The sequence below is a fragment of the Lacipirellulaceae bacterium genome, from assembly GCA_040218535.1.
In the GTDB taxonomy this organism is placed as follows: Bacteria; Planctomycetota; Planctomycetia; order Pirellulales; family Lacipirellulaceae; genus Adhaeretor.
On record JAVJRG010000008.1, the window covers coordinates 197874 to 215534 of the forward strand.

Annotated in this window: 14 protein-coding genes; 3 read left to right on the top strand and 11 right to left on the bottom strand. The window is 55.9% G+C overall.

From position 1 onward, the window contains the following. Nucleotides 1-39 precede the first annotated feature (39 nt). Nucleotides 40-855, bottom strand: a complete 816-nt coding sequence (locus tag RIB44_10245; protein MEQ8616962.1) for an SDR family NAD(P)-dependent oxidoreductase — start codon at nucleotides 853-855, stop codon at nucleotides 40-42. 202 nt (nucleotides 856-1057) lie between these two features. Here RIB44_10245 and pyk point away from each other — a divergent pair, with 202 nt between their 5' ends. Continuing rightward, nucleotides 1058-2692, top strand: a complete 1635-nt coding sequence (gene pyk / locus RIB44_10250; GenBank protein MEQ8616963.1) for a pyruvate kinase — start codon at nucleotides 1058-1060, stop codon at nucleotides 2690-2692. Nucleotides 2693-2710: 18 nt separating this feature from the next. Here pyk and RIB44_10255 read toward each other — a convergent pair whose 3' ends face one another. The 10 genes from RIB44_10255 to tilS all read right to left on the bottom strand — a co-directional run bounded on the left by RIB44_10255 (nucleotide 2711) and on the right by tilS (nucleotide 15190). Further along, nucleotides 2711-3574 carry a hypothetical protein gene (locus RIB44_10255; GenBank protein ID MEQ8616964.1) on the bottom strand — a complete coding sequence of 288 codons (864 nt, stop codon included), beginning with the start codon at nucleotides 3572-3574 and terminating at the stop codon, nucleotides 2711-2713. 54 nt (nucleotides 3575-3628) lie between these two features. Further along, nucleotides 3629-4495: an NAD(+)/NADH kinase gene (locus RIB44_10260; protein ID MEQ8616965.1), complete on the bottom strand. Its 867-nt coding sequence runs from the start codon at nucleotides 4493-4495 to the stop codon at nucleotides 3629-3631. A gap of 59 nt (nucleotides 4496-4554) precedes the next feature. Continuing rightward, nucleotides 4555-6480: a 1-deoxy-D-xylulose-5-phosphate synthase gene (dxs, locus tag RIB44_10265; GenBank protein ID MEQ8616966.1), complete on the bottom strand. Its 1926-nt coding sequence runs from the start codon at nucleotides 6478-6480 to the stop codon at nucleotides 4555-4557. Between the two features lie 35 nt (nucleotides 6481-6515). Next, on the bottom strand, nucleotides 6516-7412 hold the full coding sequence (locus RIB44_10270) for a polyprenyl synthetase family protein (protein MEQ8616967.1): 897 nt from the start codon (nucleotides 7410-7412) through the stop codon (nucleotides 6516-6518). A gap of 90 nt (nucleotides 7413-7502) precedes the next feature. Next, nucleotides 7503-7862, bottom strand: a complete 360-nt coding sequence (xseB, locus tag RIB44_10275) for an exodeoxyribonuclease VII small subunit (GenBank protein ID MEQ8616968.1) — start codon at nucleotides 7860-7862, stop codon at nucleotides 7503-7505. A gap of 217 nt (nucleotides 7863-8079) precedes the next feature. After that, a complete protein-coding gene (gene xseA / locus RIB44_10280; protein ID MEQ8616969.1) occupies nucleotides 8080-9315 on the bottom strand; it encodes an exodeoxyribonuclease VII large subunit in 1236 nt (411 codons plus the stop codon). A gap of 242 nt (nucleotides 9316-9557) precedes the next feature. Continuing rightward, on the bottom strand, nucleotides 9558-10382 hold the full coding sequence (locus RIB44_10285; protein MEQ8616970.1) for a lysophospholipid acyltransferase family protein: 825 nt from the start codon (nucleotides 10380-10382) through the stop codon (nucleotides 9558-9560). 20 nt (nucleotides 10383-10402) lie between these two features. Further along, entirely contained in the window at nucleotides 10403-10729 is a 327-nt protein-coding gene (locus RIB44_10290; protein MEQ8616971.1) for a hypothetical protein, read from the bottom strand. A gap of 91 nt (nucleotides 10730-10820) precedes the next feature. After that, on the bottom strand, nucleotides 10821-13961 hold the full coding sequence (locus tag RIB44_10295) for an AsmA-like C-terminal region-containing protein (protein ID MEQ8616972.1): 3141 nt from the start codon (nucleotides 13959-13961) through the stop codon (nucleotides 10821-10823). Between the two features lie 197 nt (nucleotides 13962-14158). After that, the gene (tilS, locus tag RIB44_10300) at nucleotides 14159-15190 is read right to left on the bottom strand and encodes a tRNA lysidine(34) synthetase TilS (protein ID MEQ8616973.1); all 1032 of its coding nucleotides are present in this window, start codon (nucleotides 15188-15190) and stop codon (nucleotides 14159-14161) included. Nucleotides 15191-15506: 316 nt separating this feature from the next. Between tilS and RIB44_10305 the strand changes: the two genes are divergently transcribed. Together RIB44_10305 and rny are read left to right on the top strand one after the other, a co-directional pair. Then, a complete protein-coding gene (locus RIB44_10305; protein ID MEQ8616974.1) occupies nucleotides 15507-15896 on the top strand; it encodes a hypothetical protein in 390 nt (129 codons plus the stop codon). A 146-nt stretch (nucleotides 15897-16042) separates the two neighbouring features. Continuing rightward, entirely contained in the window at nucleotides 16043-17644 is a 1602-nt protein-coding gene (rny, locus tag RIB44_10310; protein ID MEQ8616975.1) for a ribonuclease Y, read from the top strand. Nucleotides 17645-17661: the final 17 nt, after the last annotated feature.

Below are 17661 nucleotides of genomic sequence, written 5' to 3' on the forward strand. Positions count from 1 at the left end.
ATCCTATGATTTCGCATTTCTTCTCGCGGAGCGAGAAGGCTACTTTGGCGTGAACCGACTTAGCAGCCAATCTCCCCAGCGAGCTGAAAGCCCCGAACTCGCAAACAATAGTTTCGACTTCCAAGGGACCACCAATTCAGGACGACGCTTTTCACAGGCGATGAGAATCCTCTCCGCCAGTTTTTCAGGATCGACCGCTGAGACTTTCGCCCCGCCTCCTGCACCTGCTGCTTCGCTTGGCAAACCCTCGGCCGCTTTCTGATAGCGGCTCACGTTGCTGTCCTTGATGGGGCCGGGGCAGACGAGCATCACATGCAGCCCCGCTTCCTGATTCTCGAGGCGAAGCTGTTGCGTGTATGCGGCTAAGGCATGTTTACTCGCCGGGTAAGCACCGAGATAACGCGGTGCTACTTTGCTAGCGAGCGAGCCAATGTTGACCACGTGGCCTTTCGCTTCAAAAAGCAACGGTGCGAACGCTCGGGTCATTCGGACGGTAGCGAGAAAGTTCACGTCCAAGAGTTGTTGAAAGTCGTCAGTCGTCGTATCAAGCACTTTGCCGCGTGAGCTTCTTCCAGCGCAGTTGCATAACAGATCAAGCGCCCCAAATTCTTGAGAGACCTTTTCGCGTAAGCGATCGACGTCTTCCTCCCAGGCAACATTCGTCGGGGCAACGAGAACTTCCTTTGCCCCGAATTCGCGGAGCTGTGCGGCGGCTATTCCAAGTCGCTCCTGGTTGCGAGCAGCCAATGCTAGTCGTGCCCCGCGCTTCGCCAACGCCGTGGCAATCGCCAGCCCGAGCCCTGCCGAGCCGCCACTGATGAGGCATCTTTTTCCTTTCCAGTATTGTTCCGCCATGTGGCTGCTTCTGTTTTGGTATCGGTTTTGCCGGTTATTGGAAAGATTCGCCTTCTGTGAACCGCAATTCTACACAGAATTGCTAGCCGAGTGGGAGCGGGAAGTATGTTTGAATCGCGGCAGTCAGCACCCCTCTTGGGGCTGATCGTTTGCCAAACCACTCTGAAACGATGTATTCACAGGACGCCAGTTTAGGACCACAATGACAGCCGAAGCCATAACAGTTTCATCCCCATCAAGTCCTCCCACCTTTGAGTCGACGCTCGATTCACCAGAGAGTGCCTTGGATCGGGCAGCGCAGCTTACTACGGAGGCTGCCTCCGATTTCCGAACTGCCTCGAACCCTGCCACGGACCCTATGCCGCTGATTAACGACTATTGTGCTTGGGCGCGCACGAAGATTATCGCCACGATTGGCCCCTCCTGCTGCGAGAAGAGCCAGATCACCGGTCTCATGCGTGCCGGGGCGGACGTCTTCCGGCTAAACATGGCTCACGCGGGGCCCGAGCAGCAGCAAGTGTTCGTCGATCGGATTCGGGAAGTTGGTCAAGAACTGAACCAACCGGTAGGCATCCTTGTGGACCTCGCTGGGCCGAAGTTCCGTTTGGGCGAAATCGAAGGCGAGAGTATCTTCTGCGAGCGCGACCAAGAGTTTTGTTTGGTAGCGAGCGATCCTCAAGGGCCGTTTGAGCTGACCACGACTTATGACCCGCTCATCGACGAACTTTCAGTGGGCGATCTCGTCATGCTGGCTGATGGCACTGTCGGCATGCAAGTCGAACAAATTTCGCCCGGTCGGGCCAAAATGCGGGTCGTGCAGCCGGGCTTAATTCGAAGTCGTCAAGGGATCAACTTGCCTGGTGTGAAACTCAGCGCGCCAGCGATCAGCGTTGATGATCACCAGAACGCAATTTGGGCAGGCAAAGCGGGCGTTGATTTTGTGAGCCTCAGCTTTGTGCGTTCTCCTGACGAAGTGCGCAACCTGCGTGACATCCTTCGTTCTGCCGGATCGAAGGCGTTAGTGATCGCGAAGATTGAAAAACGAGAAGCGCTCGATCGCCTCGACGACATCGTCAAAGAGTCAGACGGCGTGATGGTCGCCCGAGGTGATTTGGGCGTAGAAATCGACGTCGCGCAGATGCCATTGGAACAGAAGCGGATCATCCGCTGCTGCCACGATTATCACCGCCCGGTGATCATCGCCACGCAAATGCTCGACAGCATGCACGATTCGGCCCGTCCTACACGCGCTGAAGTCACCGACGTGGCGAATGCAGTCCTCGATGGTGCCGACGCGTGTATGCTCTCCGGCGAAACGGCCATCGGCAATTATCCGTTTGAAGCGGTCTCGATGATGAACCGTATCGCCATGGCCACCGAAGCGAGCATGGAAGGCAAAATGCTCCGCGATGCCGGCGGCAAGCGAGATGACGGGCTCCATAAGATCACCCAGGGTGTGGTGCGGGGTGCGGGCACGATGGCCCAAGTCTTGGGAGCGAAGCTGGTGGTTGTTTCCAGCCACTCAGGAAGAACGGCCTTAGCGCTTTCTCAGCAACGTAGCTTTGTCCCCACGATTGGCGTCAGTACGAATGAATCGACGCTCCGCAAGATGTGCCTCTACTGGGGCGTGACACCTCTGCGTGGCGCCCCGGCGTGCGTTGTCGAAGAACTGATCCGCTACATGGACAAATGGGCCTGCGAGGCCAGCGTCACCAAACCCGGCGATGCGATCGTGATCGTTGGCGGCTCGCACCTTACGGCAGGCCCCGACGCCAGTGATGAAATGGCCAGCGGCGTACACGATATTGTGATCGTGCATGAAGTTGAAGGGAAGTAGGCGGAGCGTAGCCCGCGATTACCGACGAGCGACCTTCTTGCTCTCTTTGATCAGCCGCTCTTCAAGCCGCGACACGTAGTGCATGCTACTTGTCTTGCCGGCAAAGCCCAGCACTCGTCGATCAACTTCGTGATTTTGTGAGATCACTCGGCCTCGGGCAATATCGAACCGGACTTTCCCTTTGGTCATCCGTTCAAGAAGTAAAGACTCAATGTAAGGTTCGATGGGTGTCAGCACTTGATAGGTGACTTCGATCGTGGCAACGCCAGACTTTACGCTCACGAGCTTGCAGAGTCGCCGCGTTTGCACTTTCATTTTGCCACCATTCTTTCGCTCCATCGTGAACTGATAGTCCCGATCCCATTTCCCACCGACCGCAATCGGTTTCTTAGGAAGTTGCAACGTGATGGGCATGTCCTCAGTGACTTTCGGCTGCGGATGCTTTTCCTCACGCTGGACGATTTCCCCCGAGGGCTTGATCCGAACCAACGTCAACGGTACACCCACGGCAGACGCGGCTTGCTGAAAAATTGCCGGCGGATTCTTATCCTTGGTGCTGTCATACTTCGCGACGCCCTTTTGTGGTTGGCGGTTGGTCATCTTGATCGACTCAACCACGTGCATGAACTCAATTTCGCCATTGGGCAGCACATCGGTCACCTTCCATGCTTTTACTGAGTCGCTGACCGACTCAACATCCTGGGTGGTCTCTTCGAGTGTCGTGCTGACGTTTGCTTCGTGCTTGACTTGATACCGAAGCACGTCCCCCATGGCGAACTTGTATTTCAGTTCGTACTTCTGGGCGGCGTGAAGGCTTGCCGTCGAGAGAAAACCGATCACTAGAGTGGCTAAGAGAAATAGTTTGGGTCGCGAGAAGCTCATGCGGGTGCATCCTTGCACAGTTAGGTTCAAAAAAAGTTGATCACTTGCTTGCGATTAGTCCGTTAGCCTACCGCCCCAATGCAACTTTTCACGCAAAGTGCGATAGTAGCCTCGGCCACTGACTTCAATGAGCTTGAACTCAGCGGCTGATCGCTTCACGACGATCCGATCCTCTGCGGTCAGTTGGCAGATCACCTTACCGTCGACCACCAGTGTAGTCCCTTCGTTCGGATCAGGCACTGCCAGTTCGTAGACTCTGTCCGCCGAATCCACCACTGGTCGATTCGTGAGCGTGTGGGGGCTAATGGGAGAAACCACCACGGCCTGCATCGCCTTACTGAGAATGGGACCTCCCGCGGAGAGATTATGGGCCGTAGAACCAACGGGAGTGCTCACGATCAGTCCATCACAGCTATAGGTAGTGGCTAATTCACCATCAACCACCAACTGAACTGCTAGCATTGCAAACGGGGGACCCGCGAGGACGGCTACTTCGTTAAGCGCCAGCGCGCGGCAGAATTCTTCATCCCCGCGCATGACGACACATTCAACCATCAAGTGGGGCACAACCTCGTAATCGCAGCAGGCCAAGCAGGGTAACACTTCGGCCAAGTGATCGGGTTGAATGCCGGCGAGAAATCCTAAGTGCCCGAGATTCACCCCAATCACCGGCATCTGCCGATAGCCCATGAGATGTGCGGTCCGCAGCATCGAACCGTCGCCCCCCAAGACCAATCCGAACTCGGCCTCGACTTCCGGAAATTCTTCGCCGGAAAGATCATCAATCTCAGCAACAACTTCGAGATGTGCATCAATCGTTGGCCGCAAGTCATCGGCCCGTTCGCGAATTTCCGGACGGCTACGATCAGCAAGCAGGATCGCCCGGGGGCGATCCGTCGAGGTGGTGAAGGGCTGGCTCATGTCTCACAGCATAGCAAGTCGAAGAAGCGTCGCCCAGCAATGGGAAGCCCGTTCGCGAGCTATTGAGCAACAACGGACGACTTGACGCCAATAGCTTCGCGGCAAGTCTTCACAATCCCTGCAACGCTCATCCCGAGGTCTGCAAGCAACTCATCTCGCTCGCCGTGCTCAACAAACACATCGGGGATCCCTAGCCGGATTACACGACTCGCATCGACGCCCGCTCCGGCAGCGGCTTCTAGCACTGCACTGCCGAACCCGCCTGCCAAAGCCGCTTCCTCAAGCGTCACGACGAAAGGACATTCTCTGACGGCTTTCAGAATGGTTTCAGTGTCGAGCGGCTTCAGGAAACGAGCGTTGATCACACCGACGTGCAGACCTTCTTGCTTCAGCTGCTCTGCCGCCTCGACACAACGGGAGAGCAGGGCACCGCACGCGATCAGGCAGCCATCTTCGCCCCAGTCGAGGACTTCCGCTTTTCCATGTTCAACCGGTGCGATATCGCGGGTGATCTCGACAGCCTGCGCTTTGGGGTAACGAATCGCACACGGCCCGTCGTGCTTCAGTGAGAAGTCGAGCATCGCTGGTAAGTCAATCGCATCGCCGGGGGCCATCACCGTCATGTTTGGGAAGACGCGAAGGTAACCGAAGTCGAAAACGCCGTGATGAGTCGGTCCATCGGGCCCCGCCAAACCACCACGGTCGAGCATGAACGTGACGGGGAGGTTTTGCAGAGCAACTTCCTGAAAAATGTGATCGTAAGCCCGCTGTAAGAACGTGCTGTAGATATCAACAATGGGCCTTGCCCCCGCCTTTGCTTGGCCGGCGGCAAAAGCGACCGCGTGAGCTTCACAGATTCCAGTATCGAAGAACCGCTCAGGGATTTGTTCTCGCACTGCATCGAGCTTGTTCCCTTGGCACATGGCTGCCGTGAGGACGGTTACTCGCTCATCGGCTTTCATCTGAGCGAGAATCGCCTCAGAAGCCACATGCGTGTAAGCTCGGCTCGAACTCTTCTTCATCGCAACGATTTCTTCGTCACGACGTTCAAACTGTGGCGGCGCGTGGAAGGTCACCGGATCAGATGCAGCCGGCTGGAAGCCGTGTCCTTTCTCGGTGACGACGTGCAGCAGGACAGGCTGATCGATTTTTTGCGACAACTTGAGGTACTTGCGCAGGAGTCCGATATTATGACCATCGATGGGGCCAACATAGCGGAAGCCGAGGTCCTCAAACATCATTCCGCCGCTAATCCCCGCCTTGGCAGCTTCCTTGATTTGCACGAGAAAGCGCTCTGCCGGGTCGCCCAGCAGTGGCACTTTGTTGAGAATCTTGGCAACGACGTCTTTCGAGCCATCGTACACCGGGTTCATGCGAAGACGATCGAGATAGTCTGCGACGCCACCCACCCGCGGGCAGATTGACATGCGGTTGTCATTCAAAACGACCAGTAACTTTTCACCTTGGCGACGAGCGTTGTTCAAGGCTTCGAAAACGACACCCGAAGGAAAAGCACCGTCACCAATCACGGCAACGCTGTGACGCCCTTCTTCTTTGCGAAGCAGATCATCACCACTAGCGAGTCCCAAGGCTGTCGAAACGCTGGCTCCAGCGTGGCCGGTCATGAACAGGTCGTACTCACTTTCCGCCGGATTGGGGTAACCCATGAGGCCCCCCTTGGTGCGGATCGTTTGGAATTCGTCATAGCGACCAGTGATCAACTTGTGGGGATAGATCTGATGACCCGTGTCCCAGATGAGTCGGTCTTTACGAAAGTCGAACGTCTGGTGCAGTGCGAGGCAAAGCTCCACGACCCCCAGGTTGGAAGCAAAATGAGCGCTGCGACAGGCAATGAGATTGCACAGTACTTCACGCATTTCTGTTGCCAACTGTTCCAACTGTGGCAAAGAGAAACCTCGCAGATCGTCGGAGCTGGCGATCGTTGGTAGCAGAGGCGGTTTCTTAGAGGAACTTGGGGTAGTCATCGTGTCTTGTGAAAACTCTTTCGCTGTTACTTCATCTAATGATTTCGCTGCCCAACATAGTTTGCCAATTCCTTCAGCGACGACGCAGCTTCTCCTAAAGAATCAACCGCAGCGCAAGCCTCGGTGATTAACTGGCTGACTCGTTCTCTACTATCTCCTACGCCTAGCAGTTTGGGAAAGGTCGATTTTCCCTGTTGTGCGTCTTTACCGGTCTGTTTGCCGAGTTTCTCGGTCGTGCCGGCCACGTCCAAGAGGTCGTCGACGATCTGAAAGGCTAATCCTAGCTTTTTCCCATATTCATCCAGAGCGGACAACTTCGAGGTCTCGGCATTTGCGGTCAGGCCACCAAGTTTCAGGGAAACCCGAAACAGTGCGCCCGTCTTACGGGCATGAATCCATTGTAATTGGTCGAGCGACAATTCCTGGAATTCTGCCGACAAATCGTCGGCTTGCCCGCCAACCAAGGCCGTCGCACCTGCGGCTTTGGCTAACTCTGAACAAGCGGCAGCAGCGATTTCAGGAACTTCAATCTGTGTCGAAAGCACCTCAAACGCGCGGGCTTGGAGGGCGTCTCCGACGAGAATCGCTGTCGCCTCGTCAAACTTCTTGTGGCAGGTGAGTCGTCCGCGGCGGAGATCGTCATCGTCCATCGCGGGGAGGTCGTCGTGGACCAACGAATAGGCGTGGATCATCTCCACGGCGATGGCTGCCGGCAGGGCGGCTTCCAGACCGCCGCCGCACGCTTTGGCAGCGAGTAACACAAGCTGCGGGCGTAGTCGCTTGCCAGGGGCCAACAACACATAACGAATCGCGTCGGCCAATCGCTCGGGGCAACCTTCGGAGTAATCAACCGCTTCGGCAAGCGCGGACTCGAAGGCGAGTAGATCCTCAGGCGAGACCAATGTCGGCGGGGCAGGGTGGGTTTGCATCATCAATGAATTCTTGCAATCAAAACTCGGAGTGCTATTGAGTTGTATTTCGCCGCGTGTGCTTACACCGCGATGCTGTTTCGGTAGCCCGATTCAGAACAACGAACTCGCGTCATCTTCGTCGGAAGACTTTCGCGCGGTTCGTCGACGGGCTCTCTGCCCAGCCTTCTTGGTGAGGTCGCCCTCTTCACTCTCATCATACGCCTGCGTGTTTGCAACGCCTTGCTCATCAACGGAAGTGACCAACTCAATACGACGCTCGGCGTCTTCCAATAGCGCGTAACATCCTTTGACTCGCTTCACGCCTTGCTCGTAGGCGGCCAGCGAATCCGAGAGCGGCAGTTGCCCACTTTCGAGTTTGCCAACAATGCTTTCTAGCTCCGCCAGAGAGTCTTCAAAACTGAGCGTCTCGCCCGTTTCCTTTTTCTTCTTGACGACTTTTTTCTTTGCCATGATGTTGTGTTTTCTGTAGGGTTTCCATCTCTTGCAATGTTATTCCTTAAGAATCGAACCGCAGAGGCACGGAGGACACGGAGGTTTTTTAGACAAGATTGACATCATCACCATGATTGTGCCTCGCTTACTTCATCTTGTTCATCTTGTTCATCCTGTAAATCCTGTCAAAAACTCTCCGTGTCCTCCGTGCCTCCGTGGTAAAGAAACTTCAGGCTTAATTCGTGACTGATTCAACGCGACTGACGACCGAACCATTAGCTAACCGCGTAAGCAACTCTTCCCCCACCTTGACTCGACGGCTGTCTGTGAGCAGTTCCTCATTCTTGGCCAATTGCGTCAGGCTGTAACCTCTGGAAAGCACGCCTAGCGGACTGAGTACTTCGAGCTTACCGGCAAGGCCAAGCAATTCCGCCTGTTGGTTTCGCAGCGTCTGATTCAGCGAAGTATGAAGCCGTTTGTCGATCTCGTCGATTTGACGCGAAAGGTTCCTCACGGACTCTTCGGGCCGCTCGAAGACAGGGCGTGAAGCGAGCCAATCGACTCGATCACGAAGTTGCTCGACCATTCGTTTCGCGAGTCCGTGCAGTCGTTGTTCGAGCGCGCGGACTCCGCCAAGAAAGTCTTCCGCTGAAGGGACCGCCAGTTCGGCCGCTTCGCTGGGTGTAAGCGCCCGGACATCGGCGGCTAAATCTGCGAGTGTGACATCAATTTCATGACCCACTGCCGAGATCGTCGGCACGCGTGAAGCCGCTAGGGCGCGAATGACCGGCTCCTCATTAAAGCACCACAGATCTTCCATGCTGCCGCCACCACGACCGACCACCAGGACATCGACCGGCTTGCTCAGGCGGTTCGCATCTTTGATCGCGGCAGCGATTTCCTGGGCAGCTGTTTCTCCCTGAACGCGCGTTGGGAAGATCAACACCTCAATGCCCCGCCACCGTCGGCGGAGAACTTCGAGGAAGTCGCGAATCGCTGCACCCGTGGGACTCGTGACAACACCGATCCGACGGGGGAATTTCGGCAAAGGCTTTTTCCGATCGGTTCGAAACAAGCCCTCCTTTTCCAATCTCTCGCGAAGTTTTTGCAAAGCGAGTTCGAGCGCACCAACGCCCAACGGTTCGATCTTCTCGATCACCAGTTGGTAACTGCCCCGTGGCGGGTAGACATCCAGCCGACCACGGCAGACAACCTCTAAGCCATCGTAAAGATCGAACTTCAATCGCGAGGCGGTTCCTCGCCAGACGACCGCTCGCAGTTGTGCGGCTTCGTCCTTGAGAGTGAGATAATAGTGCCCTGACTGGGGTCGCGAAAAGTTCGAGATTTCGCCCGAGACCCAGACAGAGCCGAACTCTTGTTCCACCATCCCCTTTAACTGTGCCGTGATTTGGGAGACCGACAGCACGGACCGAGCGGCATCAGCAGGCTCAGGTCTCGTTGCGGTAGGCATGGCTGGACCGCCGAGTCACGTTGGCGGTTGAACGGGCAAAAGTCGTGAGATGTAAGCCCGCCAGTATACGCGAAACGCCGGGTGGCTTTGTAGGCCGCCCCGGCGTTTCAAATAACTCTTTTCTGCTCTGTTACACGTAACCGAACTAGCGGTCTAGGCTTAACCGGAAGCCTCTATTGTCAAGAGAAGATTAGCCGTTGAGCTTGCTAGGCACGGAGTTAGCCTCCCTGTGACGCTCCGAATCACGCAGCACGTTCCCCCGGGGATTTCGTTTCTCCACACGGGTCAAGGCCGCGACGAGCAAGCTCGTCGGCTAGCACCGATTGCTTGTTCAACGCGTTCTCTGGTGGCAAACCCTGACGTTTCGCCTTCACTTCACCCTCGCGACTCCCACCGCTCGCAGCCCAGTCTTCGGCTTCTGAGGTCAGCCGATTAAGTGTCTGCTCGACGCTTACACGTTGGTCTTCGAGTTCCTCACGACTCAGACCTGCGGGAATGTGTATCTCGGGGCTCACCATTGCACGCACGCGTGAGAACGGTTTGGGAATCGCGAACTGATCCCAGCTCTTCGCCCGCCACGGTCGATCGTAACCGAAGCCGAGCGCCACAATCGGCATCTGCATCCGCGAAGCGAGGAACACCGCCCCTTGGGCGAGTTCACGTCGCGGTCCGCGGGGGCCATCGGGCGTGATCGTCAGGTGCATACTCCGACCACGACGCGACATTTCGCGTAAGGCGCTCGTCGCTCCGTTGTAGGTCGAACCCCGCACGCATTGAAAGCCGAGCCGCCGGCCAACTTGATCGAGAATGTCAGCATCGCGATGTTTGCTCAACAGCATCGAGAGGTTACAGTTCCCGCGCAAGTAAAGTGGCGTGAGCAGGTACTCGTGCCATAGAACATAAATTCGCGGGCGATCAGCCGGATGGTGCGCATCGACCAACGGATCCTGAAAGACGGCCCGATAGTCGAGCGTCCGCATCCAAGCTCGAATGCCCCACGAGGCGAGCAGGCCTCCTGCGCGGATGGCCAGTTTCGGTTTGTCCTCTTGTCGCGTTTTCTTCTTCATTGTTCTCAGTAGTTCTTCAATTAGCCGGTGAGATCGAGCGAGTTTCCCATCTCTCCTGTTGGGTCTTTCGCCAGCTTGGGCGATTTCGTTTCAATTGACTCGGTGGCTTCTTCATTTGCATCGGGTCCGGCTTCCCAGAGGCGGCGACCGTCGGCGTCGCGTTCACTCGTTTCTTGGTCTTCTTCGGTGGTGCCGATCCCGGAGGCTTCCTCTGCTTTGAGATCGGTTTGCTCAGTGCGCTGCTGCGCACTCGTATCTTGTTTGGTGCGTTCAGTCGCTCCCGCTTTCTGCGACAGCGGTGCCCCAGCCGCGCTCGCGTTGACGGAAACATTGCTGGCGATGTTCATGGCAAGTTTCTCCAATGCCATTCACGGTCAAAAAATTGAAATCTTTCTGTCTATCGTTTCGCCGCCGAGCTCGCTCAGCGTTCGCTAGTTGTCAATTGCGTCGAACTTGCCCCGTTGCTGTTCGTGGTGCTAACTGCGGACGGTTCGCAGGTGCTGCCTCGAAGTCGCTTTGGATTTGGTTGAGCAGTTGGCTAATCCCTGGGAACGGCTGCTTCTGAACGATGGGGTCGCTAAACGTGCCATCAACATACAACTGCAAGATCTGCTGATTTGTCCTTTTCACTAGGTTTTTGATCACCGGAATCTGATAGTCGGTTGGTCCGACTTCCGCGTGGAAAACCAGCTTCAACTCATGATCGAAATTCGTGTAGCCTTTCCCCTTCAAGTTGACTACGTCCCCCAGGAAATCGAGCTGATCTAAATAAATATGCTGCCCATCAAGTCGGAAGCGAATATCTCCCTCGCTAAAGGCGCTTTTACTGAGCCTGCCGTTGCGTAGGGTTTTCAAGAGACGCAGCAAAACCGGCGACTCGTAAATGTCTGCCTCACGAAGATGAATATCTCCCTTGCCGGTCAGTGCGTGGAGCGAACGTCCTGCCCCGGTGATTTCGACATCCGCATCGATCTTGCCACTCATCTGTTCGGTACTACCAAAACGCTCGACAACCAAACGTGAAAGGTCAACGCCCACGAGGCTCGCTTCTGCTTCGTAACGAGGTAAGCCGTAGTAAGTTACCTTGGCGTTAGCGGCGATGCGGCCATCGTAAGCAGTGGCTGTCAACGGTTGGGGCGGCCTACCCGACTGGGCGGATGCCTTTCTACCAAGGAGGCACTGGTTGTCATCCGCCCACATCGGTCCTTTGACGTTGGTGAATTGAACGCCCTCAAACATGACTGTGTCGAGGTCAAGATCGCCACGGGAATAATTCCGCTGCCCATCGGACTCACCAACCAATCGAACCGTGCCGTGCAGGTTGTGCAAGTCGATGCCGCATTGCAGGTCGGTCTGCTGGCAATTGAGTTGGAAGTCCCAGTCGGCGACGACTGGAGCCATCGGAGAAGCGTCTTTTCGGAAGGAAAGAATCCCTTTGTCGATGCGAAAACTTCCGGTCGGTTTGAGCGAATCGATCAACTTGCTCAACTTCGGCGGCAGAGCCGTTAGTAAATCACGTCCTACGGCGATCCGATCGACCGTAAGCCCCACCAACTGCATCTGCCAAGCACCTGTGGGAGAAAAGAAACCGTTGCCATTGGTTAGGATCTGTGTCCGCACGTGCCGCCCGCGGACTTGATCGAGAGTGATCGCCCCTTCGTCATAAGTGATCAGCCCGGAGACGTCTTCCATCAAGTAGTCGAAAAACCGTGGCCGCAGCGATGCCGTCTCTGGTCGTGGGCGAATGTCTGCCCGAATCCGCGGTTTGCCTTGCCCGGTGCGATAGTCCACGTCGGCGGTGAAATCAACGTGCCCTCGAGGTCGCAACTCTGTCCAGGCCTGCTGGACATGCTCGTCGAAGGCTTCGAAGAGGTTATCGTCCAACGGAACCTGTTCGCCGGTGAACCGTAGTGCGAGAACCGATCCGACAGTGGCAGGCTGTAAATAACCTTGGCAACGAATCTGCCGACGCCCTTTGGAAACCAAGTCACGGAAAGTCCAACGGTCGTCTTCCGCATAAACCTTGCCGTTGATCCCCCGCAGTGGGTAGGGGAATCGATCGTAGTTCACTGCTAGGTCAACGAGGCTCATATCGAGTGTCGTTCGCGGCTTCGCACCATCCTGATGGCGATCTATTCGCCAGTTGAAGTCGATCTTCCCGTTGGGATGAAGCGACTCGATGACTTCACGAGGCTTGGGTGGTAAAGCCGCCAGCATTTTCTTTTCGATCTCAACCTGCTTCCCGGTGATGGTTGCCCATCCACGCGCTTCAGGCTTCGGATCGAAAACCTGACCTTTAATTCGAATCGGTTGTCCGCCGCCGTAACCAGTAAGGTCGAGGTCGAGTCGCAAAGGATCGAGACCCTTTCGGGGGACGACCACGATCGAGCCATACCCGTCATGCAGCCGATAAGGAAATTTATCTGATGTGAAAGAGAGTTCGGTACCCGAAAGAGTCGCGTTGGGACTCCATGTTCGACCGTCGAAGCTCGCCTGCAGTGTGAGGTCAACGACGCCCTCGGGTTGGAACTTAGCCCACTGAACTTGCAGCAACTCTGGCAGAGATTTACGCAGCGACTTATCAAGTGGCAGTTGGACTACACGGGCGGCCAGTGTTGTCGGAGCCGCTGAGGACAGTCCATTACGGCGGGCTGCTCCGGCAACGGCAGCGGGACCGCATTGGGCGTGAAAATCTTTGATGGCGAGCTGATTGTCGACAAGTTCAACTTGGCAGCGCAGATTCGTGAGTGGTCGTGGAAGGCGAGGATGCTCCGCGCGTCCGCCGGCAATCTGTAACTTGGCCGCAGCTTGCGGAGCAGTCTTCAAGTCGCCGGAGACTTGCACGTAGCCCGTCATTTGATAGCCGAGTTTTAGGCCGGCTAGAGAACGTCCGTGTGGCGAGTGCGTCAGGTGATGATTTAACCATTCTTGGAGGTCATCGTCGAAGGAGAACGAATCGATCCCCAATTCGCCGCGGTACGCGCCGGTGGCCGGATCGAAGGAAGCGCGTAGCCTGGCTTTTCTTAGTTGCGAGCCAGAGAGCGTTCCGTTGACCGCCACTCGCTGATCGCTTGCGGGGCTTTCCTTGCTTGACCCGGCAATCGCTAAATTCACATCCCGCACCACAAGCGGCGGCAGTTTGCTCTTTGCTAAATCCGTGTAGGTGAGAATACCGCTTTCGATGATGATCGGCGGACGGCGCAGTTGCGTTTGCGGTAGCGGCAAGAAGTCTTCCAGATTCAGCCGCCCGCTGGGGTCACGTCTCACCGAACACCGCGGACGACGCACAACAACCCGCCGTACTTCGGGCACTCCTTGGACCAATTTGGTCAGACTCGCATCGCATTCCAGCAGCAGTTCATCCACGGACAGCAGATGGCTATGCGATTTGGAACTTGCCGCTTCGTCGAATTGCAGATCGTAGATCGCAATCCCATGCCCTTCGATTAGCCGGGCTCCTCCGACGCTCACCTGCAGGTGCGGAAACTTCTCTGCGAGTGCCACTTCAGTTCGCTGACGGATCTCGTCCCCCATGTGCGTGTAGTAGTACACGCCAATAACGGCCACCACCAAGATCACGGCAAGCAAGCCGAACTTGAAAACGGACCAGCAGGAGTTAACGAAACGAGTGAGGATGGCAGCTTCCTTGCAGCTTCTACGTCAGCGCGCATCCCGCGCGCACAGTCCTGCCAGATACTAGAAAGAGGCCTTGAGGCTAGCAATACGGTTCCGCATTGAGCCGCGGTGCTTGCACCGCGTTCAACATGGGCTATTGGCTACTGCTTGGCCTTATAAACTCGCAGTTCCCGCCCATCGCATTGTGCTAGCAGGTTTGCGGGGAGAGAATGCTTCTTGTCATCGTGTACACATTGACAGAGTTCTGCTAGCAATCTCCAGGTCGCATCCGTCATGCCTTGCTCTGGGAAGCCTATTTCTCTCCACGCTAGCCGCAGCACTTCGATAACAAGGGTGTCGGAACGATCCAGAAGTGAACTCACACTCAAGGTGAAACCGTGTCGCTGATCTTCGCCGTCTTTAAGACGGCACTTTTCATAGAGCTTGCGTGCCTGCTGTTCGACCAATTCGTATGTTTCGCCAGCTTGCCTTGAGAGCCTCATCAAAGCGTCGTCAATGCCCTGGTTGAATTCTTCACGCAACAACGGCAACAAATCGTTCCGCAGCCGATTGCGAGAGAACGCGTTGTCCGCGTTGCTTGCATCTTCACGAAAAGGTTGGTCGATCGAAGCGAGATAATCAAGGATTTCCTCGCGAGTACAATTAAGCATAGGCCTCATGAGCGTTACGCTCGGTGAGAGCGGTCTCGCTCGGCTCATCCCGCGCAGACCTCGGAGGCCAGTTCCCCGCAGCAGCCTAAATAGGATGGTTTCCACCTGATCGTCGCGATGGTGGGCTGTCGCCAAGAAGCGGGCGCCCAGGGTGTGAGCCTCCTCGGTCAGTACGTCGTACCGAAGGTCACGCGCAGCACTCTCAATCCCATCGCCATCCTCCGCAGCCTTCACTACCACAGCTACTCGCCGAGCGACGAACCTCACGCCCAACTGCTGACACTGCTCTGCGAGCCATCCTTCATCCTCATCCGATTGCGGGCCTCTTAGCTGATGATTGACGTGGACGGCAGTGACGATGCCGGGCCCTCCGCATTGGTCTTTAAGAGTCCAAATCGCCCGCAACAGTGCCATACTATCGGCACCCCCGGACACGGCAACGACCACGTTAACGGACCTCCAATCGCTCAGTGGCCAGCTTTCCTCAATGCTGGCTTCGACCGTATGCCTTGGCGATTTCATCGGGTATCAGCCAGTTGTGAAGGATATGCTTGGAGGCAGGTGGGCAGATTTTTCGTAAAGTGTTGCTGCGCTTGTAGTTTACACAGTTTTTGCTATCATGCCTGCAGCTTCACAGAGGGCACTTGTGGCCTTGGTGAAACGTGTTTCATGTCGCTTCGTACTTGCTCAGCGATTTGAACGCAAACAAACGACGCATCTCAGGCAAAACATGCTTTCGCGCGGTTTGGCAGAGCGTTGTGGATGAAAAGAATCTTTATTGATTTGTTGACGGTAGGATCCTTCACTTTTTCTTGTGGCGTTTGCGACGGACGAGATGATGCTACTCTTCACACTTTTGCTCGGTTTACTGACACGCTTCGTGTCGTGGCTTAGCTTGCGTGTCGAGTCCATCGCTCAGAATATTTCAAACAGTTTCGCCACAACCGCGGAGCCGCGGATTGAACGACTCGCAAACTTGGTTCAAGGTCTGTGCGACCAGTGGACTGAGCCACGCGTTTCTTCGGGATCGATTCGCTCTGGGTCGATCGACTCGGGGCCTAGCCAATCGATTCTGGCGGGCCGATGTCGCTCCGACGGATTTCAAAAGAAGTGGTTACTGGCCTGGGACTCTCCGGGCCCAGTGACATCACTGAGTTCTTCACTGGGAATTGCCATTCGACAAGTTCGGTTCGGCGATTCGACAGAACAGTGTTGGCGGTTCCGCTAGCGTTACCAAGTCAATTTTAGTTTCTCCCTCCACAAGCTCACGCCCTCTTGCGTGATTGCCAAGGTCGATACCCAGTCTTGGGTTTCTGCACCTGTCTGTCGATGCGATAACGCTATTGATAGATATTCTCGGAAAGGGTCCGAAGCATGAATAATCAATTACTCTCACTGATTCTGTCGTCACCACCACTTGCAGCGATTGAAGGGTTTCAAGTGGCACTAGTTGCCCTTGTCGCGGCCGGTATGGGCATGGGGCTGATCAAGGGCCTCGATTACCTGCGGAAACGCGATGCGGACAAGGAAGCAGCGGACATCATCGGGCGGGCTGAGGTCGAAGCTGCTGCTCGACGTAAGGAAGCAGCCGTCGAAGCTCGAGAGATGGCCTTGCAGGAAAAGGCTAATCTCGAAAAAGAAAATGAGGAGATTCGTCGTGGCCTGCACGACCGCGAGCGAAAGCTCGATAAGCAAGAAGACGGCCTTGCTCACCGCCAGGAACAGATGCAGAAGCAAGAAAAAATGGTCGAAGCCAACCAGCGACGGCTCTCCGAGAAAATCGAAGACGCCGACCAACGCCAGAAGGAGCTCAACGACCTGCTCGATCTCGAACGCCAAACGATGCACCAATTGAGCGGCCTCAATGCGGAAGAAGCCGAGGCGAAGTTGCTCGAACGGCTTGAAAAAGAGCTTGTTCGTGAGCAAGGCGCAATGATCCTCAAGTACGAAAAGCAGGCGGCTGAGAAGTGCCAGGCAGTTGGTAGGGAATTGCTGATTACCTCCATCCAACGCTTTGCCGCGGCCCACACGGCAGAATCAACGACCAGTACGGTCGATATTCCCAACGACGATATGAAGGGCCGTATCATCGGTCGCGAAGGGCGCAACATTCGAGCGCTCGAAAAAGCGACTGGTGTCGATGTGATCATTGACGATACACCCGGCGTGGTGATTGTGAGTGCCTTCGATCCCGTGCGACGCGAGATTGCTCGCATCTCGCTGAACAAACTGATTGCTGACGGTCGGATTCACCCAACGCGTATCGAAGAGCTGGTAGCCGAGACGGAGAAGGAAATTGACGGCGAGATTCGCAAACATGGCGAGGAGGCAATGCAAGAGGCACAAGTCTTCGGCCTGCACGACCGAGTAATCGAACTATTGGGACGGCTCAAGTACCGAACGAGTTACAGCCAAAACGTGTTGCGCCACTCCATTGAGGTGTCGTTCATCACAGGCATGCTTGCTGAAGAAATGGGGATGGATGGTGAATTAGCCCGCCGTGCCGGCTTGCTACACGACATTGGCAAAGCGGCCGATCACGACTTGGAAGGCGGCCATCCGAAGATTGGTGCTGACCTCCTGAAACGCTTCGGCGAGGGGCCGGAAGTTGTTCACGCAGCACTGGGCCATCACGACGACATTCGCCCCGATATGCCATACACCGTACTGTGTGCGGCGGCCGACGCTTGCAGCGCGTCGCGGCCCGGAGCCCGTCGCGAGACGCTCGATCGCTACATCAAGCGAATGCAAGAATTGGAAACAATCGCCACGAACTTCAGCGGCGTTCGTCAAGCCTTCGCCATCCAAGCGGGCCGCGAGGTACGCGTCATCGCCAGCGCCAAGGACACCACTGACGAGTCCGCCGCGAAGATCTGCCGCGATATCGCGAAAGCGTTTGAGGAGCAACTCACGTATCCCGGTGAGATCAAGGTGACCCTCATTCGCGAAACGCGCGTCACCGAGACGGCCCACTGATATTCTTTGCGGTACGT